Consider the following 23,256-nt stretch of genomic DNA (forward strand, 5'->3'; position numbering starts at 1 on the left):
GGACGCAGCTCAACCGAGGGGAAACCAATGACGCGCGAACTGTTCTGGCTGACGCTGACGGTAATCCTGACCGGAATATTGTGGATTCCCTATGCCATCAACCGCTGCCAGGTCCGCGGCCTCGCCGGCGCGATGGCCAATCCGTCGCGCAACGACAAGCCTCACGCCGACTGGGCGAACCGGCTGATGTTCGCGCATGACAACGCGGTCGAGAATCTCATTATTTTCGCGCCGCTGGTCTTGATCCTCAACGCAATCGACTACTCGACCAAATGGACCGTGCTCGCTTGCGCCGTCTATTTCTGGTCCCGCGTCGCGCACCTGATCGTCTATACGCTCGGCCTGCCGGTGTTCCGCACCCTCGCCTTCGTCATCGGCTTCCTGGCGCAGGCCGTACTCGCGGTGGCGATATTCAGGGCGTTCTGATTACAGTGCTTCACGGCTGTGGCCTGGCCTCGGGCTTCATGCTCAAATCCATGGATGCCGTCAGCTTGGCGCGAATGTAGTCGCCAGCCAACACGGGCTCGTACAGCGCGGGATGCTCCGCATCGACGCAAGTCGGGAGGCAGGCGACTTCGGCCGACTCGTTCGGTCCCGTGAAGGCCACCATGGACAGGCGCGCGGTCGAGCCTGTGAGGCTGCGATCGGGGTTGGATACCCGATGCAGCGTCGAGCGCCAGCGGCCATTGGTCCATCGCGACATCAGATCGCCGACATTGATCACGAAGGAGTTCGGGACGACGCCAACCTCGCTCCATGTCCCGTCGCGATCACAGACCTCGAGACCGCCCGGCGCCTCGTCCTGCCGCAGGATGGTCAGGCCACCGTAGTCATGATGGGCGCCATAGCGCAATTGACCCGGCGCAGGCGGTTGCGGCTGATCGGGATAATGCACAAAGCGCAGCGTGATCGATGGATCGGCATACGAGGACGCGAAATAGTCTTCTGGCAGATCGAGGGCCAACGCCGAAAGACGCGTGAGATGAGCGGCGAGCGTCATAATCTCGGCCGACCAGGCTTCAACCAAGTCTCGAAGCCCGACCGGACTGGCGGGCCATATATTCGGCCGGCCGCTGTGGGCTTCCCGGTGCGGAGCCGCAAACACCAGCGCCTCGCACAGGTCAGGCGGCGTTTCGCCCGACAGGGTCTTGGCGACACTCTCGATTCCGATCGGCAGATAGCCGCGCCCCTTGGTCTTCTCGGGTGCCGCATTCTGCAGCTTCGTCGCCATGGGCTGCGCGAAATAGCCCTTCACCGCACCATAGGTGTCGCTCGCGAGCTGTTCGGGCACCCCGTGCCCGACCACAACGGCGAAACCGATACTTTCGAACGCATGACCAAACGCCAGTCCGACCTTCTGGCGGGCCGCAGCGTCACCGTGGACGAAGGGGGCTATATCGACGATGGGAAGAGTCATCTGAGGCATCGAAATCTCTCGGCAAACACATCAGGTGGTCGAACGGTCATTTGGTGTTGCTGAATCGCAGCGTGTAGGCGGATCTCACGTCGAGCGTTCTCGGATAGACTCCTGCCGCGGCGAGCGTGTCGAAGAAGCGGGTCCAGCGTTCGTCCGTCATGGCGCCAATCCCCAGCCTGTCGGCATCGCCCCCAAGGACAAGCCCGCGCTTGCGCATCTGATCGAGCTTGAAGCGGAACAGTTCCTCTCCCCCGGTTGGATTGACGGCGAGGATAGCTTTCATGGCCGGTGTGGCGTCACCCGTCATACATTCTTCGAACCCCTTTCGGGTTGCATCGACGAAGGCCTGAACGGTGTTGGAATGACCTTCAATATAGGCGTCGGTAGCGAAGATCGTGGTCGCATAATTGTCGTAGCCATAGTCGGCAAGCAGGATCGATACGGGCGGTGCAGGCAAGGCCTTGCCGAGCAGCAAGGCGTCTTCGGTGATATAGCCTTGCTGCACGGCCTTGGGATCGGCAAGAAACGGCGCAGCCGAATAGCTGTAGGCCGCCAGTTGATCATCCGAGAAGCCGAACTTGGCTTTGAGGAATTGCCAGAATTCGTTTCGTGAGAACTGGCCGATCATGATCCGCCGGTCCTTCACGTCCTGCAGGGTGGAAACGCCCTGGCCTGCATGAGCCACCAGCGTCTGCGGGTCCTTCTGGAAAAATGCCGCGACCGTACGGGCCTTAACGCCCCGATTGACCAGATTGAGCGTTGTGAAACTCGACCCCATGCCCATGTCGATTTCGCCGGCAGCGACCATGAGGGGCATATTGACGTTTGGATTGCCGGGACGAAGTTCGACGTCGAGGCCTGCGTCCTTGTAGTAGCCCTTGGCCTGGGCCTGGAAGAACCCACAGTGCTCCCCTTGTGGCACCCAGTTTAGGCCGTAAACAACCTTATCGAGCGCCTGGGCTGGCGAACCCATGACCGACAAGGCCATCGCACAGATAGCAAGACACTGTTTCATGAGTGTAGCGGTCCGCATGCCTGCCCCTTTGGACTGGAAATGATTCAGCCGACCGTCGGGTAGCCATCGTCGTCACCACAATGGCGAGCTGAGCCTGCGAGCCAGCTTCATCTCCGTGTTTGCGGAGCGCTCGGCGACCACTGGATTGCAAGGCAATAGGAAGTCTTGCACCGCAAAGCGTTGCGTACGAGCATCATTTTTTGCGCATTGTGTTCGCAAAAAGCGTACGCAGACAGGATGCGCCCTGTGCGCCAGCCATCGGATCGCGGGCGCGCGCCCTCATCTGCGGCAACTGACTTCATCCAGTTTTCTGGTGAGCCTTTGAGCGCGTCCCTATTGTGCCGATCGTCCAATGTCGCTCCGGCAGAATCGTGACCGCATCGCTGTGCGCAACGCGGTCACGCTGACAGAAACAGTACCGCCCGCTTCAGGCTTAGGCCTCAGCGAGCCCCAGCATCAGCCGCATGTTTTGCACCGCCGCGCCCGAGGCACCTTTACCCAGGTTGTCTAGGCGCGCGACTAGCACTGCCTGATGGTGCTTGTCGCTGGCAAAGACATACAGTTCGAGCCTGTTGGTCTCGTTCAGCGCCTCGGGCTCGATCCGCCCGCTCTTGGCAGCCTCGTTCTCAAGCGGCATGACCGAGACATAGCGGCTTCCGGCGTAGCGTTTCGCCAGCGCGTCGTGAAGGTCGGCCGCGCCAGGGTTGCCCGGCAGCGTCTCGAGCTGCAACGGCACTGACACCAGCATACCCTGCCGGTAGTTGCCCACCGACGGCACAAAGATCGGCCGGCGCGTCAGCCGCGAGTAGAGCTGCATCTCCGGCACGTGCTTGTGCTCGAAGCCGAGACCATAAAGTTCGAAGGCTGGCGCGGTGCCATCCTCGAAGCTTGCGATCATCGACTTTCCGCCGCCGGAATAGCCGCTGACGGCGTTGACGGTGATCGGATAGTCCGCCGGCAGGACGCCAGCATCCACCAGCGGGCGGAGCAGCGCGATCGCGCCAGTCGGATAGCAGCCGGGGTTGGAGACCTTCCGGGCGGTGCGGATCTTGTCCGCCTGATCCGGGGCGAGCTCCGGAAAGCCGTACGCCCAGTCGCTGGCGACGCGGAACGCCGTCGACGCGTCGAGCACGCGGGGGGCCGCTGTGCCCATACTGTCGATCAGCGCTACGGTCTCCTTCGCGGCATCGTCCGGCAGGCAGAGGATCACCAGATCCACCTCCTCCATCAGCGCGCGCTTGGCACCTGCGTCCTTGCGCTTTTCTTCGGCAATGCTCTTCACCACCACGTCGTTCTGCAGCCGAAGCCGCTCATTGATGCCGAGGCCCGTTGTTCCACTGGCACCGTCGACGAAGACGGCGGCCTTTGCGGAGCTGCCGACGGTCGGAGATGGCTTGACGTCAGAGAGGCTCATGGCTCGGTCCTTTCGAGCGTGTTCGGTTCATTTGCAAAGGCTTGCGGCCGCGCTTCCCGCATCAGATGCGCAATCTGCTGCGCGCCGGCATCGGTCTGCGAGGCGAGCGCGCCCGCCACCGCTGCATAGTCGGTTTCGGATTTGTGCTGGTTGAGCTTGAAGCTACCCTCGACCTCTTCAACCGTCATCTCAAGGCCCACGATTGCCTTCTTCATCGCCTCCAGCCGCCCGGCAGTCATCTTCGCCGACGTCCACGGCTTCTTCGGCAACAGCCTGTTCTCGAACTTGGCGCTGAGGGTATCGATCTGCACCGCAAGCTCATCATCCGATAGCGGCCGCACCGGACCGCTCAGGTGCACAGCCTGATAGAGCCAGGTCGGCACCTGATCCCGCGAGACGTACCAATCCGCCGACACATAGGCATCCGATCCAGTGACGGCCAGCAGCCAGGACGAAGTCCCCGCAAGCTTTATCAGCGGATTGTGACGGGCAAGATGAAACACCGCGCGCGGCGTCCCGTCGGCAGCATAGGACAGATAGAACGGCAGCGGCGAAGCGATCGGCTTGGCGCCGTCCCAGGCGCAGACAAGGCCGAACCCGCGCGCTTCCGCAAAGGCGAGACTTGCGGCGCGGTCGGGCTTGAACGGCGGTGGCGTATACATGTCGAACTCCGGAGGTGGCTAGGAGCCGCCAGATCGACCGCGTTGCTTTTCTTGGGAAAGATGCCGCGGGAGATGATCCGGCGGCAGAGGCGATGATCTTAAACGCAGACGACCGCCCATACCGCGCAAGCGCGGCGGCGACGGGCGATGGAATTGGTCGCAACGTGGATCATGCGTGAGCCTATAGGGGTGCGGAGCCTGATCGTCAAGGCGCAACGCCGTCATTCCGGGGCGACGCGGTAGCGTCCAACCCGGAATCGCGCGCCACAACCTCAAGCTTCCAGGTTCGCGCGCTAAAGGCGCGCGCCCCGGAATGACGAGCGTGGGACCAATTCAGATCACCGGATTCCACGGCGCCGGGATCACCCGGTAGCCATTGCCGTCCTTCTCGATATTGGCAAGGCCGGGGAACGGATAGTGGAAGCCCTGCAATTGCAGCTTCTCGGCGGCCACCATGTCGTAGACCCGGCGACGGGTCTTCTCGGCCATGTCGGCGTCCTGATCGAAGAAGGCGTGCCAGCCCGGATTGGTCGCGAACGGATTCGGATTGTTGGTGACGTCGGACTGGATGAACACCTTCCCCGAGCCGGACGACAACACGTAGGAGGTGTGGCCCGGAGTGTGGCCAGCGGTCTCGACCGCGAGCAGTCCCGGCGCGACCTCCTTGCTCCATTCGTAGGGCGTCACCTTCTTCTGAAGGCTCGCCTCGAAGATGCTGCGGTTGTTCTTGAAAAGACCCTGCATGCGACCGGCCGGAGCGCGGCTCATCTCGCCATCGTCCATCCAGAACTTCCATTCCACCGCAGGCACCAGCACCTCGGCGTTCGGAAACGCCGGCGTGCCGTCCGCCGTCAAGAGGCCATTCACATGATCGCCGTGGAAGTGGGAGATCACGACCATGTCGACCGCCTTGGGATCGAATCCCGCAGCCGTCATGTTGTCGATGAACAATCCGTTGGCGCCCTTGCTGTTGACCTTGGCAGTAGGGCCGTTGCCGGTGTCGAGAACGATGAGCTTGCCGCCGCTGTTGATCACGAGCGGGGCGAAATGGATCGTGAAGACGTCACGTGGCAGGAACGCCTTTTCCAGTGCCGCGTTCACTTCCTCCTTCTTCGCATTGGTGATGAAGGAGTCTTCCAGCTTGAAGACGTTCTTGCCGTCGGACACCACGGTGACCTGGATGTCACCGACCTTGTAGCGGTAGAAGCTCGGCGCCTGTTTGTCCGCGAGTGGCGCCGCGGCCTGTGCGGAAACGTTCGGCAACAGTGGCGCGGCAGCAATAGCGGCTGCGCCCGCGAGGGCGTGACGACGTGTGATTTCCATGATGCTCTCCCACTGAAACGATGATCGCGGTATTTCCGCGTTGGCTTCCTGCAAGGACCCAATCTACCGGAAAATGGAGCGCCCAGTATCGACGGAGCTAACCCCCGCCTGAGGCGCTTATTCCACGTCTCACACCGTTCGCCACAACCACTCGGCGATGCGCGCCATCACGTCCCCGAACAGCAGCAGCACCGCCGACCACACCAGCGCGGAGATGAAATTGGCGATCTGGAATGGCCAATATGACATCTCGAAGATACCGGCCGCGAGCGGAACCGAGGCGCGCAAGGGTCCAAAGAAGCGGCCAATGAAGATGCTGGGCACGCCCCATTTGCGTACGAAGGCTTCCCCGCGCGGCAGGATCTCCGGGTAGCGCGATAGCGGCCACATCTGCGCGACCTTTTCCTTGTAGCGGTAGCCGAACCAATAGGAGACCCAGTCGCCGAGCGCCGCGCCGATGCCGCCGGCGATCCAGACCGGCCAGAAACTAATACCGCTCACCCCGATCAGCGCACCGATCGCGACAAGCGCACCCCAGGCTGGGATCAGCAACGAAACAAAGGCGAGCGACTCCCCGAACGCCAGCACGAGCACGATTGGCGCGGCCCAAGCCTGGTGGTCGCGCACGAAATCGGCCACGGCACGCGCAAATTCTTCCATATAATGAACGCCTTCCCCGCCCCGCTCAGGTGGCTTGAACCTTTCTGCGGGCTCATAGCCTAAGGACAGGTAAGCCAGCCCCTTGCGTGACAATCAAGTCACAAAGCCGAAGGAAGGGGCGTGATTTCAGTTCCCGGCCCCATGGCCGCGGCGTTTTCCCACAAGATGAGGGTTTTTGATGATTGGATCGTTGATGATGTGCGTGAGTGCTGTCGTTCTGCTGCTCGGAATGCTGGGCGGCATCGCTATGGGTATCCAGCAAAACTTCACTTTGGCGCCGGCGCATGCCCATCTCAATCTCGTCGGCGGCGTGCTTTTGTTCCTGTTTGGGCTCTATTACCACCTGATTCCGGCCGCGGGGGCGACGATGCTGGCCCGGATCCAGGGCTGGATGCACATTCTGGGCGCGATCCTGTTCCCCGCAGGCGTAGCCGTCGTGCTCCTTAAGGGATCCTCTTTCGAGATCGCTCCGGTCGTGGGCTCATTGCTGGTGGTCGGCTCCATGGCCCTGTTTGCCCTGATCGTGTTCCGCACCTCGCGCGCCTGATCGAGAGTCCCTATCTATTCGGTGACCGCCGGGCGAGGCATCGATTGCCGCTGCCCGGCGGTCACTTTTTAAGCCTATCCGTGTCATAGTCAGAGTGACTGATTCGCTGCGCGCTGTTTGTGCAATCTATGAAGAGCCATGTCCAAATCACTGAAACCCGCTGCAAAAACCAAATCCAATGACGACCTGTTCGCCGGTGCCGAACCCAAGGGCCGGGCGCCGCTGAAGGTCGCTGCGCGGTCGGGTTCCGCTGAGGCTGACTATACCGCTGCTGATATCGAGGTGCTCGAAGGGCTGGAACCGGTCCGCCGGCGGCCCGGCATGTATATCGGCGGCACCGACGAAAAGGCGCTCCACCATCTGTTCGCCGAAATCATCGACAACTCCATGGACGAGGCGCTGGCGGGGCACGCCACCTTCATCGAGGTGGAGTTGACCGCGGACGGTTTCCTGACAGTCACCGACAACGGCCGCGGCATTCCGATCGATCCGCACCCGAAATTCCCGAAGAAATCCGCGCTCGAAGTCATCATGTGCACGCTGCATTCGGGCGGCAAGTTCGACTCCAAGGTCTACGAGACCTCGGGCGGCCTGCACGGCGTCGGCGTTTCCGTGGTCAACGCCCTCTCCTCGCGGCTTGAGGTCGAGGTGGCGCGCGGCCAGAAGCTCCACCGCATGACGTTCGAGCGCGGCCATCCGAAGGGCAAGCTCGAAGACCTCGGCAAGGTCAGCAACCGCCGCGGCACGCGCATCCGCTTCAAGCCCGATACCGACATCTTTGGCGCCAAGGCCACATTCAAACCGCAGCGCCTGTTCAAGATGACGCGCTCCAAAGCGTATCTGTTCGGCGGCGTCGAGATCCGTTGGCATTGCGACCAGGAACTCCTGAAGGGCGTCGAGGATGTGCCGACGGAGGCAACCTTCCACTTCCCCGGCGGCCTGAAGGATTACCTCGCCGCCGCGATCCATGCCGACACGCTGGTGCATCCGGACATCTTCTCCGGCAAGTCGGGCCGCAACGGCGCCCACGGCGCCTGCGAATGGGCGGTGGCCTGGACGGCGGACGCCGACGGCTTCCTGTCCTCCTACTGCAACACCGTTCCGACCCCCGATGGCGGCACCCATGAATCCGGCATGCGGAGCGCGCTGCTGCGCGGCCTGAAGGATCACGCCGAGCGCGTCGGCCAGGGCAAGCGGGCTGCATCGGTCACCTCGGAAGACGTCATGGTCGGCGCCGCGGTGATGCTCAGCGTGTTCGTGCGCGAGCCGGAGTTCCAGGGCCAGACCAAGGACCGGCTGGCCACGGCGGAGGCCCAGCGCATCGTCGAGCAGGCCATCAAGGATCCGTTCGATCACTGGCTGTCGGGCAATCCGGTGCAGGCCAACAGGCTGCTCGATTTCGTGGTCGAACGCGCCGAGGAACGGCTGCGCCGCCGCCAGGAGAAAGAGGTTGCACGCAAGACCGCCGGCAAAAAGGCTCGCCTGCCCGGCAAGCTCGCCGATTGTACCGACGCCGGACTTGCAGGTTCCGAACTCTTCATCGTCGAGGGCGACTCGGCCGGCGGCAGCGCCAAGCAGGCGCGCGATCGCAAGACGCAGGCCGTGCTGCCGCTGCGCGGCAAAATCCTCAACGTCGCTTCTGCCGGCAAGGACAAGCTGATGGGCAATGTCCAGCTCAGCGACCTTGTGCAGGCGATCGGCTGTGGCACCGGTGCGCATTATCGCGAAGAGGATCTTCGGTATCAGCGCATCGTCATCATGACCGACGCCGACGTCGACGGCGCCCATATCGCGTCGCTGCTGATCACCTTCTTTTACCGCCAGATGCCGCGGCTGATCGACGAAGGGCACCTCTATCTGGCGGTACCGCCGCTCTACAAGCTCACGCACGGCTCCAAATCGGTCTATGCCCGCGATGACGCGCACAAGGACGCGCTGATCAAAAGTGAGTTCAATGCCAACGCCAAGGTCGAGGTCAACCGCTTCAAAGGCCTCGGCGAGATGATGCCGGCGCAGCTCAAGGAAACCACGATGGACCCGGCCAAGCGCACCCTGCTGCGGGTCGTTCTGCTTGCCGATGACCGCGAGGGCACCGCCGATTCGGTTGAGCGATTGATGGGCACCAAGGCCGAGGCGCGGTTCGCCTTCATTTCCGACAAGGCTGAATTTGCCAGCGACGACCTGCTTGACGTCTAATCATCGCTTTCCAGGATAACCCTCTGTAAACGCGACAGATTTTTATCCTGCCGCGGCACGCGCACCGCTCCGGGCCGAAGACGAACCGGAGCGTTTTCAGGCAAGTGTGCCTGTCCCGCAACAGCATTCCTGGTTGAAATAGCTATAGTTTGTGCAGCTACGAAATGGAATCGACGCAGCCGTCAGGCGCTCGTCATGCAAGTTGGGGATTTGAACATGAAGAAATTGGCGCTCGCTCTGGCGGCGGTTGCAGCACTGACGGGGTCGGCCTCGGCGGCTGATCTTGGCGCTCGGCCGTATACGAAGGCGCCGCCGCCGGTGGCGCCCGTCTATAATTGGACCGGCTTCTATGTCTTCGGCGGTGGCGGCGGTGGTCTGTGGGATGCTGACAGCAACGTTCAAACCACCGTTGGCGCGATTCCGCTGTCGCGCGACACCCGGCTCGGCGGCGACGGCTGGTTCGGTACCGTTGGTATCGGCTACGATTGGCAGTTCAACGGCCGGTGGGTTGCTGGCGTGTTCGCCGACGGCCAGTTCGGCAGCCTTCGTGGTTCGTTGACCGACCCGATTGACCAGGTCGAGGGGCGTGTGAAGCTTCGGACCAGCTATGCGGCCGGTGTGCGCCTCGGCTATCTGGTTGCGCCGAATGTCTACTCCTACGTCAACGGCGGCTATTCGGGTTCGGAATGGTCGGGTACGACCCTTTCCGATCTCGCCGGAAACCCGGTCGGTGCGACCACTCCTTCGTTCCGTCGTGACGGCTGGTTCGTCGGTGGTGGCGTTGAGAACAACCTCGATATCTTCGGCATCAGCGCGCCTGGCTGGTTCATGAAGACCGAATATCGCTCCGCGTTCTACGACCGCATCTCTCTGCCCTCGTCGTTCCTTGATGGCACGCCGACGGGAATTTCGACCACCTTCAAGCCCTGGGTGCAGACCATCAGCACCTCGATCGTCTACCGCTTCAACTGGGGCACTCCGGTCGTCGCCAAGTACTGATCTCTGCTGAACTGGCAGGCAGAAGCCCCGGCATCGTCCGGGGCTTTTTTGCGTTTGCGCCTGGGGTTCGTTGCAAGACTGGCACGTCTGCGACATCCGGGGTTGGCAAAGCCTCGCCTCAGTCGGCATCTTCCCTCAATCTCGACAACAGAAGCGGAAAACAACAATGGGAACGCCCCTCTTCGACCTTACTGGCAAGGTTGCGATCGTCACCGGCGGCAATGGTGGAATCGGGCTTGGGATGGCGCGCGGGCTGGCGGATGCCGGCGCTGCGATTGCCGTCGTCGGCCGCAACGAAGGGAAGTCGGCAGCCGCGGTCGCCGAACTTAAGCAGCGCGGCGGCACGGCCGTTGCGATCGCCACCGATGTCACCGACAGCAAAGCCGTCGCCGACATGGTGGCGCGCGTCAAAGCCGAGTTCGGGCGAATCGATATCCTCGTCAACAACGCCGGCATCAATATCCGCAAGCCGCCGCACGAGCTCGATATCGGCGAATGGGACAGCGTGATCGCGACCAACCTCACCAGCGCCTTCCTATGCTCGCAGGCGGTCCATCCGGCGATGAAAGAAGCCGGCGGTGGCAAGATCATCAATATCGGCTCGATGATGTCGATCTTCGGCGCCAGCTTCACGCCGGCCTATGCCGCGAGCAAAGGCGGCATCGTGCAGTTCACGCGATCCTGTGCCTGCGCCTGGGCGGCCGATAACATCCAGATCAACGCGATCCTGCCCGGCTGGATCGATACCGACCTGACCCGGCGCGGCCGCAGCGAGATCACCGGGCTGCATGAGCGGGTGCTGGCGCGCACGCCGGCGGCGCGCTGGGGTGATATCGACGATCTCTCGGGGATCGCGGTGTTCCTCGCGTCGCCGGCTTCCGATTTCATCACCGGCACCGCCATCCCCGTCGACGGCGGCTATTCGATCATGGGCTGATTCAGGAGAGCGCGGGCGACTGCACATGTTCGGGACGCACGCCGATCCCGACGAAGCGCGCGGTGATGCCCTGCAGCAAGGGCATCGCCGTGACCAGCCGCACCACCAGTGGAACCTTGATCGGCTGATTGGCGGGTCCCAGCGCCGTGCTGATGATCTTGTTCTGCACGATGGTCTGCATCGTCTGTGTCATCTTCATCGGAAACTCGCGCCGCTTGCGCACCGCGTCGAGTTCATCCTCGGTCGGACAGCCGCCCGCAAGCTTTGCCGCCAGCAGATTGGCGGTCGCGACCGCATCCTGCACCGCCAGGTTGACGCCGACGCCGCCGACCGGCGACATCGCATGCGCGGCGTCGCCGATGCACAGCAGCCCCGGCAGCGTCCAGCGCTTCAGCCTGTTAATCGCAACCGTCAGGAGCTTCACGTCGTCCCAGCTTTTGACATCGGAAATGCCGGACTTCAGGATCGGCGCCAGCCGCACCACGTCATCCAGCAGCGCCGGAAGTCCCCTCGCCTTCACCGCGTCGTATTGTCCCTTGGCGATCACATAGGCGCATTGCCAGTAATCGCCGCGGTTGAACGTGACCATCATCTTGCCGGGCTCGACCCGCGCGAACAGGTTCTCGTTTTCGTCCGGCCGCCGCCCGATGCGAAACCACAACACGTCCATGGGCGCGCCGATCTCCTCGACCGCAAGTCCGGCGCGCTCGCGCACAGTCGAGTGACGGCCATCGCAGGCAATCGTCAGATCGGCCTCGATGTCGAGCGCGCCCTCTGGCGTCTTGGCCCTCACGCCGGCAACCGCTTCGCCATTGCGGATCAGATCGGTCGCCTCCGTGCTCATCAGCACTTGCAGTGAAGCGAAACGCTTGCCGCTCTCGCGCAGGAAGTTGAGAAAGTCCCATTGCGGCATGAAAGCAATGAACGGGTATTTTGCGTCCGTGCGGGAGAGATCGGCGATCCGGACCTTGGTGCCGCCGAACATCCCTTCGAGCTTCTGCAATTCCTGGTGCGGTAGCTTGAGGAAGCCGTCGATCAGCCCGAGTTCGTCCATCACCTGCAAGGTCGAGGGATGCACGGTGTCGCCGCGAAAGTCGCGGAAGAAGTCGGCATGCTTCTCCAGCACCACCACATCGACGCCGGCGCGGCCCAGGAGGTAGCCAAGCATCATGCCCGCCGGCCCGCCGCCGACGATGCAGCAGCGCACTTTCATCCTGCGCGCTGATGGATGCTGCGATACGCCTGCGCTCATGATGCCCTCGTCGAGACCCGGCTTGAATTATAGCGCCAATCAGACGACTAGCGCCGGAACATCTTGATCTCCGATACGCTGCCGTCGCGATAGGTCAGTTCCACCGAGACCGACTTGGTCTGCGGCGCAAGCTTTAGATAGGGCTGCGCCTCATGCGGGATCACGCTGGGGTCGCGCGGATCGCATGGCGGCATCTTCAGCACCTTGTCCGGCACTGCGCTGTCCATACCGATACGCGCCTCGCGGATCGCGCAGCGGTAGGACATCAGATGGGTGTAATAGACCAGGAGCCCGTTGAACTCGCGGAACGACAGCCAGCTCGTCGCAGTCATGTCGAGGATCTTGCGCTGGTCGCGGATCAATGCCGCTTCGGGGTCGAACCAGATCGGAAACGGCCCTTGCATCTCCCCGGCCGCATCGACATAGCGGACCTGGATGGTGCCGGCCGGCGCATCGGCTGCCAGTTCGATCGACGGATTGGGCATCCGTTTGCGCGTGCGCGGATCAAGCGCGTCGATGAATCCGGTCTCGCGGAAATCGCCGCCGTCGCCCATCCGCCAGGAGATTCCGAGCGCAGGGTCCGCGATCGAGAACACCACCGTCCAGCCGCCATTATGGCGGGAGAAACTTGCGATCGGCGCGTTGACGGAATCGTCCTTCGGGACGCGCGGCACCGAGACCGGCGGCAATGCTGCAAGCTTCTGCGGTCCCTCGGCAGCTCCCGCCACGTCCTGCGCTTTCGTCATGCCGTTCAGGAACACGTCATCCACCATCTGGTCGAAATAAACAGGGATCTGCTTGTGCCTGATGGTCTCGGCCGCCTCGCTGACCAGGCGCCGGGTTTGCTGGGCGACCTGGACCAGATTCTTGCCGGGCTGCAGCAACTGCTTGGCAAAGGTACGGGTGAACACCGAATTGGGATTGGTATCGTCGTTCGACAGCCGATCGAGGGCGGTCTGGCGCGGGCCGGCCGAGAACACCGAGAATACGCCCTCCGGCAACTGCGTCATCGGCGCCAGCCCGCCACCGCCGGCGACCGCGCGCGTTCCCGGCCGCTCGAACGGATTGTTGCGGCAAGCATCGAACACCAGGATCGAGGTGCGCGCCCTCTTGTTCTGCAGGCGCTCGACGATGCGATCGGCGAGAACAGATGCGTCGCGCACCAGTTCTTCCTGGCCCTCGGTCGCCGCCGGCACGTCGGTCGGCAGCAGGAAGTTCTGGCCGGCAATCTCGAAGCCATGGCCGGCGTAAAAGAAGAACGCGGTGTCGCCGGGTTCGATCGCCTTGTCGAAGGCGAGCAGCGTCTCGGAGAATTGCTGGCGGTTCTGATTCTCAGCGATCATGACGGAGAAGCCGAGTTGCTTCAGCGTGTCCGCCATGGTGCGGGCGTCATTCACCGCCTTCTGCAACTTGGGGACGTTTTTGTAGTCATTGTTGCCGACGACCAGCGCGACGCGCTTTTCAGCCTGCGCGGGCGCGGCGAGAGTTGCCGATGCCAGGGTAATGCCCGCGACCATCAGAACTCTCGAAAGAAAGCCAGCCATTCTCTGCCCCGTCTCACCAAGCGCCCCCAACGCGCGACCGTCGATGCCATAGTCGGTACACCGCCCCAACCGGTTCAGTGTACGAGCTTTCGCGTTCGGCCAGTACCGCTCCGCCATTTGACGGGCAAATGACAGCTCGCCCCTTATTTGTGCGAAAACATTAAGCTTTTTCGGGCATTTGGGCAGTTCCCAGATTGACTTTGGCGATTTCGAACCTATGTTCCGAGCAACGCGGCCTTGGATCGAAACGCGATTCCCTGAGTTTGCCGCCCGTCAGCGTCAGTCAGAGCCCCCGAGCTTTTTTGAGAAGCAACGCCGTTTCGGGGCGAAACGCGACCAGCCTTTTTACCCTCGATTCCGAACGGCGGTGTCGACAAGAGGCTCAATGTCTTTTTCCAATCTTGGCCTTTCCGACAAGGTCTTGGCCGCCGTAGCGGCCACCGGATACACCAATCCCACGCCCATCCAGGAACAGGCGATTCCCCACGTTCTCGCCCGCCGCGATGTCCTCGGCATCGCCCAGACCGGCACCGGCAAGACCGCCGCCTTCGTGCTTCCGATGCTCACCATCCTCGAGAAAGGCCGGGCCCGGGCACGAATGCCACGGACCCTGATCCTCGAGCCGACACGCGAGCTCGCCGCCCAGGTGAAGGAAAACTTCGACCGCTATGGGGCCGGACAGAAACTCAACGTGGCGCTCCTGATCGGCGGCGTCTCGTTCGGCGACCAGGACAGCAAATTGACCCGTGGCGTCGACGTCCTGATCGCGACCCCCGGCCGGTTGCTCGACCACACCGAGCGCGGCGGATTATTGCTCACCGGCGTCGAGCTGCTCGTGATCGATGAAGCGGACCGCATGCTGGACATGGGCTTCATCCCCGATATCGAGCGCATCTGCAAACTGGTGCCCTTCACCCGTCAGACGCTGTTCTTCACCGCCACCATGCCGCCGGAGATCCGGCGCATCACCGAGGCTTTCCTCCACAACCCCGTGAAGGTCGAAGTCTCCAAGCCCGCCACCACCGCCGTCACCGTCACGCAGTCGCAGGTGCCCGCAGGGCGCGAGCCGCACCAGAAGCGCGAAATCCTCCGCCGCCTGCTGCGCGAGGCCAAGGACCTCAACAACGCGATTATCTTCTGCAATCGCAAGCGCGAAGTCGCCATTCTTCACAAGTCGCTGCAGAAGCATGGCTTCAGCGTCGGCGCACTGCACGGCGACATGGATCAGGCCGCCCGCATGGCGGCGCTCGATCAATTCCGCAAGGGCGAGCTGCCGCTCCTGGTCGCCTCCGATGTCGCCGCCCGCGGCCTCGACATCCCCGCCGTCAGCCACGTCTTCAACTTCGACGTCCCCCATCATCCCGACGACTACGTTCACCGCATCGGCCGCACCGGCCGCGCGGGCCGCACCGGTACCGCAATCTCGATCGTCACGCCGCTCGACACCAAGTCGGTCGCGGCGATCGAGAAGCTGATCGGCCAGCCGATCCCGCGTGCTGAAGGCGACTTCTCGGTTCAATCGGATGAGAGCGAGACCGACGAGCAGCCGCGTGAGGCACGGCGCCGCGACGGTTCGCGCGAGCGCAGCGGCCGCAACTCGCGGCGCGAACGCGAGCCGCGTCATGGTCATGGCCGCGATAGCCGCAACGGCGATGGCCGCAATGGCAATTCGCAGCCGCAGGCGGCTAGCCCGCGAGTGCCTTCGATCGGCCGCGCGGAGCCGCGGCGCACACAGCACGACGTCGACTCAGAGCCGGCCGATCACTCGCATCTGCCCGCGTTTCTGCTCCGCCCCGTGCGGGCCCGCGTCTAGCGCTTTGCACAGCGTCGGCTCAGATCAGGCCGACGCTCTAATCTCTGGCTTGGTTCGTTTTTTTCGTGCCGTCGATTCCTCCATCCGAATCGTCGGCGCACGGCGTGCGATTCCCCTATTTACGGGGCGTTCATTATCCTCCATTAGCGTGGCGACAATACTTTTAGTCATTGCGGCTGGGCGGCGCGGCTCGGCATTGGGGACTTGATCAGTGGTCAAGCTGCTGGACGAACACGAACGCACGATGGCTTTTGCCGAGGTTGCGCTTGGCCAGATCAGGTCGCTTCGTCAGACCGCCGTCCCCCGCAACTACGAAATCTGGTATGTCTACGCGACCGGATACAACGCTCCCCTCAATAAGATCATCAACGAGACTCTGGCGCGCAACGGCAAGCTGAGCGAAGCCGATCTCGAGCAGATCTACGAGACCTATCTCTCTCACATCAAGACTTCAGATCGCATCGACAAGGTCGGCGCGCGCGTCATCGGCGAGATCGACGATGTCGTAACGCTGATCTCGGACGCGCTCGGCATGTCCGCGAGCTACGATGCAAGCCTGAGCGGCGCCAGCGAACGGCTCGCGAGCGTGAAGAATCGCGACCAGCTCAAGCCGATCATCGAGCAGCTTGTGAAGTCGACGCATGAGATGCGCGAAACCAACAAGGCGCTCGAGAATCGCCTGGCGCTGTCAAAGACCGAAATCAGCAATCTCCAGCACAGCCTGGAGGCGATCCGCGCCGAGAGCCTGACCGATCCGCTGACCGGGCTTGGCAACCGCAAATATTTCGACCGCTCGATCGAGATGGCCGTGCAGACCGCGATCGCCAATGACCAGCCGCTGTCGCTCCTGATGTTCGACATCGACCATTTCAAGTCGTTCAACGATTCCTACGGCCACCTCACCGGCGACCAGGTGCTGCGGCTGGTCGGCATGTCCTTGAAGCAGACCATCAAGGGCCAGGACATCACCGCGCGCTACGGCGGCGAGGAATTCGCGGTTGTGCTGCCCAACACCAGCCTGCGCCAAGCGCTGACGGTGGCCGACCATATCCGCCGCGCCGTGATGGCGAAGGAATTGAAGAAGAAATCCACCGGCGAGATCCTCGGCCGCGTCACCATCTCGGTCGGCGTCTCCCTGCTGAAGCCGGGCGACGACACGGATGCGCTGATCGAGCGCGCCGATGCCTGCCTCTATGCCGCCAAGCGCGCCGGCCGCAACCGCGTGGTCTGCGAAGTCGACCCCGAATACACCGCCGAAATCCGCAGCCGCGTTGCGTGACGATTTCGTAGGCGAACGTTCTGTCACGCTCTCTCCCCCGTCATTGCGAGCGCAAGCGAAGCAATCCATCTCGCCGCTTGTGGAGGCATGGATTGCTTCGTCGCTGCGCTCCTCGCAATGACGGGCTGTAGCTTCGTAGGGTGCGCAAAGGCGCACTTGCGCCGTGCCCACCATCGCACGCGCTATCTGGAACGGTGGGCACGCTTCGCTTTGCCCACCCCACGATTTGACGTCTTCTTGGCTTTCTTTGCCGAGGCCTTCTTCGCCGCTTTCCTTGCTTTCGGCCGCTTGCGCAATGCGGCGCGTTGCGCGGCGGCGAGCGCGGCCCTTGCCCATTGCGCCAGTTCTTCCGAATCGTCGAACAGCCGCGCCGGCAACTGCCAGTAGGAGTTCACCGTGACGTTCCGGGTGCTCGTTTGATATTGGAACGGCTTCGAGCCTTCCGCTTCAAACCGCGGAATGGTCTCTTCGTCGGCGCGGAAATAGAGCCCAGCACGCAGCGATAACGCGAAGTTGGTGCCGTCGGCAGAGATTCCGTAGCCGGAGAACATGCGGCGGATGGTGACCGGGCCGAAATCGGCAAACAGGTCGATCAGGAATTCGCGGTCCATCATGGCCCCAGCCCCGCTCTCACCCCTCATGGTGAGGAGGCGCGCAGCGCCGTCTCGAACCATGAGGCCCCGATCTCACCCGTGGCCATCCTTCGAGACCGCCGCTGCGCGGCCTCCTCGGATGAGGTCCCGTGTGCTTGGCGAGCGGTTTACACCTTCGCCGGTGTCAGCTGAACCGACTCGCCGCAGCCGCAGGCGGAAACCTGGTTCGGGTTGTTGAAGATGAACTGCGCCTGCATCTTATCGGCCTTGTAGTCCATCTCGGTGCCGAGCAGGAACAGGACTGCCTTCGGATCGACCAGGATCTTCACGCCCTTGTCCTCGACCACCTCATCGGTCGGCCGGATCTCGTGGGCGTATTCGACCGTATAGGACTGTCCCGCGCAGCCGCCATTCTTGATGCCGACGCGAAGGCCGACGATCTCGGAATCGGCACGCTTGGTCAGTTCCGTGATCCGCGCTGCCGCGGCGTCCGTCAGCTTCATGACCTGCGGGCGGGGCCGCGGCTTCGGCTTGGCAACTGGTGCGATGGTGGTCATTGCAGCGGCTCTCTCTCCCTACGATGCAGAGCGGCAAAGTCTGTCATCTCAAAAATAACAACGAAATTCCGGCTGTGAAGGTCTCATGTTCGCAATTGGCTAGAACTTCTCCGAACGACACACACCTAGTAGATCGCCCATACTCCCGGTGTGACCAGTTCCAGCAAATGATTGTCCGGATCGCGGAAATAGATGCTCTTGCCGCCGCGCGGCCAATCGGTCCTGCCTTCGATCGCGACATCGTGCTCGCCAAGCCGCTTTTCCCAGGCCGGCAATTCATCTGCGGCGATGGCAAGGGCCGCATGGATCGGGCCGCTGCCGTCGTGCGGCGGAATGGTGCCGCCGGGCAGATGGACCGTCTCAAGCGTAGCGCCGCGACGAAACAGCAGCAGCACACTCCGGCCTCCTATGTCGAAGGCCATAAACCGCGAGTCGCTCGTCAGAGGCTCAAGACCGAGCACATCGGTGTAGAACGCGCGGGCGCGGTCGAGGTCATCGACATAGAGTGCAGTCTCGATGACACCGGATAGCTTCGGCAACGAACCTCACCACATGTTGAGCACGAGGCGGGCCTCGTCGCTCATCCGATCCGGCGTCCACGCCGGCTCCCAGACCAGGTTGACATTGACGACGCCTACGCCGGGAACGCTGGCCAGCGCGTTCTCCACCATGGTGGGCAATTCACCGGCCGCCGGGCAGTTCGGCGTGGTCAGCGTCATCTCGACGTCGACGCTGCGGTCGTCCTTGAGATCGACCTTGTAGATCAGTCCGAGCTCGTAGATATCGGCCGGGATTTCCGGGTCGAACACCGTCTTCAACGCCGCCACGATCTCCTGGCTGAGACGCTCGGTCTCTTCCGGCGGCAAGGCGGAGCTTGTCTCCACATGGGCGGTTTTGACGTCGTCGGCAGTCTCGGTCATGCGAACAATTCCCCGGCCTTGATCAAGGCTTGCGCCAGATGGTCGACCTCTTCCCTCGTATTATACATGCCGAACGAGGCCCGGCACGTGGCTGTGACATTGAACCGCTCTAAGAGCGGCATCACGCAATGAGTGCCGGCCCGCACCGCAATCCCCTGGCGGTCGATTACGGTCGCGACATCGTGGGGATGGGCGCCCTTCATCTCGAAAGAGATCACCGGCCCCTTCTCCCGGGCGGTGCCGATCAGCCGCAGCGAATTGATCTCGCGCAGGCGCTCCTGGGCGTAGGTCAGCAGGCTGTGCTCATGGGCGGCGATGCGCTCCTTGCCGATCGAATTGACGTAGTCGATCGCAGCGCCCAGCCCGATCGCCTGGACGATCGGCGGGGTTCCGGCCTCGAATTTGTGCGGCGGGTCGCCATAGGTGACCCAGTCCTTTGCGACCTCGCGGATCATCTCGCCGCCGCCGTTATACGGCCGCATCGCGACCAGGTGCTCATGCTTGGCATAGAGCACGCCAATGCCGGTCGGGCCGTAAACCTTGTGGCCGGTGAAGGCGTAGAAATCGCAGTCGAGGTCCTGGACGTCGACTGGCAGATGCACGGCGCCCTGCGCGCCGTCGACCAGCACCGGAATGCCGCGATCGTGCGCGATCCTGACGACCTCCTTGACCGGAACCAGCGTGCCGAGCGCATTCGACATCTGCGTGATCGCGACCAGCTTGGTGCGCGGCGAGAGCAGCTTCTCGAACTCCTCGATCAGGAAATTGCCGTCGTCGTCGACCGGCGCCCATTTGATGACGGCGCCATGCCGCTCGCGCAGGAAATGCCAGGGCACGATGTTGGAATGGTGCTCCATGATCGAGAGCACGATCTCATCGCCCTGCCCGATATTGGGCTCGCCCCATGACGAGGCGACCAGGTTGATCGCCTCTGTGACGTTACGGGTGAAGATGATTTCTTCGCTGCGCCGCGCGTTGACGAACTGCGCCACTTTGGTGCGCGCGCCTTCGTAAGCCTCGGTCGCGGCATTGGCGAGGTAATGCAGGCCGCGATGCACATTGGCGTATTCGGTCTTGTAGGCCTCGGCCATGCGGTCGAGCACCGCGTTCGGTTTCTGCGCGGAGGCCGCGTTGTCGAGATAGACCAGCGGCTTGCCGTAGATCTGCAGCGCCAGCGCCGGAAAATCCTCGCGCACCCGCGCGACATCATAGGCCCCGTTGGCGACCGCCGGATGCGTGCTCATGCGCGTGCCTCCAGCCAGCGCTGTGCCGCCGCGATCACATGCTCTCGCAGCGAGTCGTTCGCGATCGATTCGATGGCCTCGCCGACGAAGGCCTGGATCAGGAGCGCCTGCGCTTCCTTCTCGGGAAGGCCGCGCGCACGCAGATAGAACAACAGGCTTTCGTCCAGTGCACCGGTGGTCGCGCCATGGCCGCAGGTGACGTCGTCGGCAAAAATCTCGAGCTCCGGCTTGTTGTCGGCCTCGGCCTCGTCGGACAGCAGGAGCGCCCGCGTCATCATCTTGGCATCGGTCTTCTGCGCGTCCGGACGGACGACGATGCGGCCCTGGAACACCGAATGGGCGCGGTCGTCGATCACGGCGCGGAACACTTCGCGACTGGCGCAGTGCGGCACCGCGTGATCCATGAACAGCGTGGTGTCGGCATGCTGCCGGCCCTTGATCAGGTTGACACCGTTGGTGTCGACCCGCGCGCCCTCGCCTGCAAAGATGATGGTCGGCTGATAGCGGCTGACGCTCGCGCCCGACACCATGCCGAAGGTGTTGAGCTGCGCATGCGCGCCGAGCGTCACCGCGGCGGAAGCAATGTTGAAGGCTTCCAACCCGTCCTCAACCAGACGGAGATGATCGAGCCGCGCATTGTCGCCGAGCGAAACGATCAGGGAGTCGTAGGTCTGATACGCCTTTGCACCTTCGGTGGCGACAAAGCTTTCCACCAGCGTCGCGCTCGCGTCGCGGCCCAGGCGGAGCAGCGAACGGGTGTACATCGCAGCCGGCGTGCCCGTGCTCGCGACATGGACCACGTGCAGCGGTTGCTCCAGCACGGTGCCGTTGGCAATTTCGATCACGACGCCGTCGGTCGCCATCGCCGTGTTCAGCGCGATCATGGGATTGGAGTTATCGGAGGCCAGCAACTCGCCGTCCCCCGCCTCCAGCACCTCACGCAGCGTGCGGACGGAAAGGCCCTTTTCGCCCTTGCCGAGATCAGAAAGCTTTGCCGCGAATACGCCGTCGACCAGCACCAGCCGCCGCGTGCCTTCGATCGCATGCAGCTTGAGCGCGGCTTCCGCGCGCGACAGCGCCGCCGTATCGGGTGCAGCCGCCAGCGGCAGCACTTCGCGCATCAGGACGCGCAGGTCGGTGTATTTCCAGTCCTCGATCCGGCGATGCGGGAGGCCCGCGCGCTCAAAGGCTTCAAAGGCCTGCTGCCTTTGCTCGGCGACCTTGCCCGAGCCAGGCAACCGCTCACGCGCGAGCGCAAAGCTGGTGCTCACTGCGCGCCCGGTATCGGTTTTTGCCAACACGACGTTCATCACGAATTCCGTTCAGGCTTAGGCGTCTTCGAACTGCGCATAGCCGGATTCTTCCAGCTGCAGCGCCAGTTCCTTGCCGCCAGTCTTCACCACCGAGCCCTTGGCCATCACGTGCACATAGTCCGGCACGATGTAGTTGAGCAGCCGCTGGTAGTGGGTGATCACGACCATGGCGCGCTCGGGCGAGCGCAGCGCGTTGACACCGTCGGCCGCGATCCTCAGCGCGTCGATGTCGAGACCCGAGTCCATTTCATCGAGGATGCAGAGGCTCGGCTCGAACAGCGCCATCTGCAGGATCTCGTTGCGCTTCTTTTCGCCGCCGGAGAAGCCGACATTGACGCCGCGCTTGAGCATGTCCATGGGAACGTTGAGCCCGGATGCGACGGAGCGCACTTTCTTCAAGAAGTCCGGCACCAGAAGTTCGGTCTCACCGCGGGCCTTGCGCTGCGCGTTCAGCGCCGTGCGCAGGAAATTCATGGTGGTGACGCCGGGGATTTCGACCGGGTACTGGAACGCCAAGAACACGCCCTTGGCGGCGCGCTCGTCGGGCGCCATCTCCAGGAGATCCTCTCCACGGAACAGGATCTGTCCGCCCGTGACCTCGTAGCCCGGCTTGCCGGCGATGACGTGCGAGAGCGTCGATTTGCCGGAGCCGTTCGGCCCCATGATCGCGTGCACCTCGCCGGGATTAACAGTCAGCGACAGCCCGTGGAGGATTTCGCGATCCTCGACACGGACTTGCAGGTCTTTCACTTCAAGCAGTGCAGTCATTTTCTTTCCTTCTGGCCTAGGCCGACCGCAAGGCGATCAAAAAAAGGAGCCAGCCAAAAAATCCCATAGCTCCGAACCCAGCAGCGGCCTTGCCGAATTCCATTACGTCATGCGAGCTCGCAAAAGCGCCAATCAAGGCAATGAACGCTCCGGCGATCGCCACGAATCCAGTGATCGCGAATGGCCAAACCTGAACGCCAACGAGGATGTTCCGAATGGTTTGGATCATTGGCTTATCCGACGCTGCCCTCCAAGGAGATCGAGATCAGCTTCTGCGCCTCGACCGCGAACTCCATCGGGAGCTGCTGCAGCACGTCCTTGACGAAGCCGTTGACGACGAGGCCGACCGCCTCCTCTTGGCTCAGCCCGCGCTGCACGCAGTAGAACAGGACATCCTCGGAGATCTTCGAAGTCGTCGCCTCGTGCTCGAACGTCGCCGACGAGTTCTTCGCCTCGACGTAAGGCACGGTGTGCGCACCGCATTTGTCGCCGATCAAAAGCGAGTCGCAGGCGGTGTAGTTGCGCGCGCCGGTGGCTTTGCGGTGCGCGGTTACGAGGCCGCGATAGGTGTTCTGCGACTTGCCGGCAGCGATGCCCTTGGAGATGATCCGGCTCGAGGTGTTCTTGCCGAGATGGATCATCTTGGTGCCGCTGTCGACCTGCTGGTAACCGTTCGAGATCGCGATCGAGTAGAACTCGCCGCGCGAATTGTCGCCGCGCAGGATGCAGCTCGGATATTTCCAGGTGATGGCGGAGCCGGTCTCGACCTGGGTCCAGGAAATCTTCGAGTGGTCGCCACGGCA

Annotated in this window: 24 protein-coding genes; 7 read left to right on the forward strand and 17 right to left on the reverse strand. The window is 62.8% G+C overall.

What is annotated here, in order from left to right; all coding sequences use genetic code 11:
* Positions 1-27 precede the first annotated feature (27 nt).
* A complete protein-coding gene (locus ACZXDY_RS31080; protein ID WP_028167844.1) occupies positions 28-426 on the forward strand; it encodes an MAPEG family protein in 399 nt (132 codons plus the stop codon).
* Between the two features lie 10 nt (positions 427-436).
* Here the strand turns inward: ACZXDY_RS31080 and ACZXDY_RS31085 are convergent, their stop codons facing one another.
* From ACZXDY_RS31085 to ACZXDY_RS31110, 6 genes are all read right to left on the reverse strand, one after another.
* Positions 437-1,417: an isopenicillin N synthase family dioxygenase gene (locus ACZXDY_RS31085; RefSeq protein ID WP_464348131.1), complete on the reverse strand. Its 981-nt coding sequence runs from the start codon at positions 1,415-1,417 to the stop codon at positions 437-439.
* Positions 1,418-1,463: 46 nt separating this feature from the next.
* Entirely contained in the window at positions 1,464-2,432 is a 969-nt protein-coding gene (locus ACZXDY_RS31090; RefSeq protein WP_464348132.1) for an ABC transporter substrate-binding protein, read from the reverse strand.
* 433 nt (positions 2,433-2,865) lie between these two features.
* Positions 2,866-3,846: an N-acetyl-gamma-glutamyl-phosphate reductase gene (gene argC, locus ACZXDY_RS31095; RefSeq protein WP_464348133.1), complete on the reverse strand. Its 981-nt coding sequence runs from the start codon at positions 3,844-3,846 to the stop codon at positions 2,866-2,868.
* Positions 3,843-4,508 (reverse strand): FMN-binding negative transcriptional regulator, encoded by a 666-nt coding sequence (locus ACZXDY_RS31100; protein ID WP_464348134.1) that lies wholly within the window; start codon positions 4,506-4,508, stop codon positions 3,843-3,845. Before ACZXDY_RS31100 ends, argC begins: the two co-directional genes overlap by 4 nt.
* 333 nt (positions 4,509-4,841) lie before the next feature.
* A complete protein-coding gene (locus ACZXDY_RS31105; protein WP_464348135.1) occupies positions 4,842-5,831 on the reverse strand; it encodes an MBL fold metallo-hydrolase in 990 nt (329 codons plus the stop codon).
* Positions 5,832-5,960: 129 nt separating this feature from the next.
* Positions 5,961-6,491, reverse strand: a complete 531-nt coding sequence (locus tag ACZXDY_RS31110; RefSeq protein WP_130228029.1) for a DedA family protein — start codon at positions 6,489-6,491, stop codon at positions 5,961-5,963.
* 178 nt (positions 6,492-6,669) lie between these two features.
* Between ACZXDY_RS31110 and ACZXDY_RS31115 the strand changes: the two genes are divergently transcribed.
* The 4 genes from ACZXDY_RS31115 to ACZXDY_RS31130 all read left to right on the forward strand — a co-directional run bounded on the left by ACZXDY_RS31115 (position 6,670) and on the right by ACZXDY_RS31130 (position 11,170).
* Positions 6,670-7,038 carry a hypothetical protein gene (locus ACZXDY_RS31115; protein WP_028167837.1) on the forward strand — a complete coding sequence of 123 codons (369 nt, stop codon included), beginning with the start codon at positions 6,670-6,672 and terminating at the stop codon, positions 7,036-7,038.
* A 138-nt stretch (positions 7,039-7,176) separates the two neighbouring features.
* Positions 7,177-9,234, forward strand: a complete 2,058-nt coding sequence (gene parE / locus ACZXDY_RS31120; RefSeq protein ID WP_464348136.1) for a DNA topoisomerase IV subunit B — start codon at positions 7,177-7,179, stop codon at positions 9,232-9,234.
* A 216-nt stretch (positions 9,235-9,450) separates the two neighbouring features.
* Positions 9,451-10,233 carry an outer membrane protein gene (locus tag ACZXDY_RS31125; RefSeq protein WP_028167835.1) on the forward strand — a complete coding sequence of 261 codons (783 nt, stop codon included), beginning with the start codon at positions 9,451-9,453 and terminating at the stop codon, positions 10,231-10,233.
* Positions 10,234-10,399: 166 nt separating this feature from the next.
* Positions 10,400-11,170 carry an SDR family NAD(P)-dependent oxidoreductase gene (locus tag ACZXDY_RS31130; protein ID WP_464348137.1) on the forward strand — a complete coding sequence of 257 codons (771 nt, stop codon included), beginning with the start codon at positions 10,400-10,402 and terminating at the stop codon, positions 11,168-11,170.
* A 1-nt stretch (position 11,171) separates the two neighbouring features.
* Here ACZXDY_RS31130 and ACZXDY_RS31135 read toward each other — a convergent pair whose 3' ends face one another.
* Positions 11,172-12,422 (reverse strand): FAD-dependent oxidoreductase, encoded by a 1,251-nt coding sequence (locus tag ACZXDY_RS31135; protein WP_464348138.1) that lies wholly within the window; start codon positions 12,420-12,422, stop codon positions 11,172-11,174.
* 47 nt (positions 12,423-12,469) lie between these two features.
* Positions 12,470-13,939 (reverse strand): caspase family protein, encoded by a 1,470-nt coding sequence (locus ACZXDY_RS31140; RefSeq protein ID WP_464348139.1) that lies wholly within the window; start codon positions 13,937-13,939, stop codon positions 12,470-12,472.
* Positions 13,940-14,351: 412 nt separating this feature from the next.
* Between ACZXDY_RS31140 and ACZXDY_RS31145 the strand changes: the two genes are divergently transcribed.
* Positions 14,352-15,779 (forward strand): DEAD/DEAH box helicase, encoded by a 1,428-nt coding sequence (locus ACZXDY_RS31145; protein WP_464348140.1) that lies wholly within the window; start codon positions 14,352-14,354, stop codon positions 15,777-15,779.
* A 211-nt stretch (positions 15,780-15,990) separates the two neighbouring features.
* Positions 15,991-17,058: a GGDEF domain-containing protein gene (locus ACZXDY_RS31150; RefSeq protein WP_028167830.1), complete on the forward strand. Its 1,068-nt coding sequence runs from the start codon at positions 15,991-15,993 to the stop codon at positions 17,056-17,058.
* 182 nt (positions 17,059-17,240) lie between these two features.
* Here ACZXDY_RS31150 and ACZXDY_RS31155 read toward each other — a convergent pair whose 3' ends face one another.
* The 9 genes from ACZXDY_RS31155 to ACZXDY_RS31195 form a co-directional block, all read right to left on the reverse strand.
* Positions 17,241-17,669 carry a TfoX/Sxy family protein gene (locus ACZXDY_RS31155; protein ID WP_464348148.1) on the reverse strand — a complete coding sequence of 143 codons (429 nt, stop codon included), beginning with the start codon at positions 17,667-17,669 and terminating at the stop codon, positions 17,241-17,243.
* Positions 17,670-17,818: 149 nt separating this feature from the next.
* Positions 17,819-18,208: a HesB/IscA family protein gene (locus ACZXDY_RS31160; protein WP_456641536.1), complete on the reverse strand. Its 390-nt coding sequence runs from the start codon at positions 18,206-18,208 to the stop codon at positions 17,819-17,821.
* 125 nt (positions 18,209-18,333) lie between these two features.
* Positions 18,334-18,747 carry a VOC family protein gene (locus tag ACZXDY_RS31165; RefSeq protein ID WP_464348141.1) on the reverse strand — a complete coding sequence of 138 codons (414 nt, stop codon included), beginning with the start codon at positions 18,745-18,747 and terminating at the stop codon, positions 18,334-18,336.
* A gap of 6 nt (positions 18,748-18,753) precedes the next feature.
* Entirely contained in the window at positions 18,754-19,128 is a 375-nt protein-coding gene (locus tag ACZXDY_RS31170; RefSeq protein WP_028169354.1) for an SUF system Fe-S cluster assembly protein, read from the reverse strand.
* The gene (locus ACZXDY_RS31175; protein ID WP_464348142.1) at positions 19,125-20,372 is read right to left on the reverse strand and encodes a cysteine desulfurase; all 1,248 of its coding nucleotides are present in this window, start codon (positions 20,370-20,372) and stop codon (positions 19,125-19,127) included. Before ACZXDY_RS31175 ends, ACZXDY_RS31170 begins: the two co-directional genes overlap by 4 nt.
* The gene (sufD, locus tag ACZXDY_RS31180; protein ID WP_028169356.1) at positions 20,369-21,682 is read right to left on the reverse strand and encodes a Fe-S cluster assembly protein SufD; all 1,314 of its coding nucleotides are present in this window, start codon (positions 21,680-21,682) and stop codon (positions 20,369-20,371) included. The genes ACZXDY_RS31175 and sufD overlap by 4 nt, the downstream gene beginning before the upstream one ends.
* Positions 21,683-21,700: 18 nt before the next feature.
* Positions 21,701-22,453 carry a Fe-S cluster assembly ATPase SufC gene (gene sufC / locus ACZXDY_RS31185; protein ID WP_464348143.1) on the reverse strand — a complete coding sequence of 251 codons (753 nt, stop codon included), beginning with the start codon at positions 22,451-22,453 and terminating at the stop codon, positions 21,701-21,703.
* Between the two features lie 16 nt (positions 22,454-22,469).
* Entirely contained in the window at positions 22,470-22,682 is a 213-nt protein-coding gene (locus ACZXDY_RS31190; RefSeq protein WP_464348144.1) for a hypothetical protein, read from the reverse strand.
* A 4-nt stretch (positions 22,683-22,686) separates the two neighbouring features.
* A partial coding sequence (locus ACZXDY_RS31195; protein WP_464348145.1) for a SufD family Fe-S cluster assembly protein occupies positions 22,687-23,256 on the reverse strand: 570 nt, incomplete at its 5' end.

This window comes from Bradyrhizobium sp. LeoB3 (genome assembly GCF_055456055.1).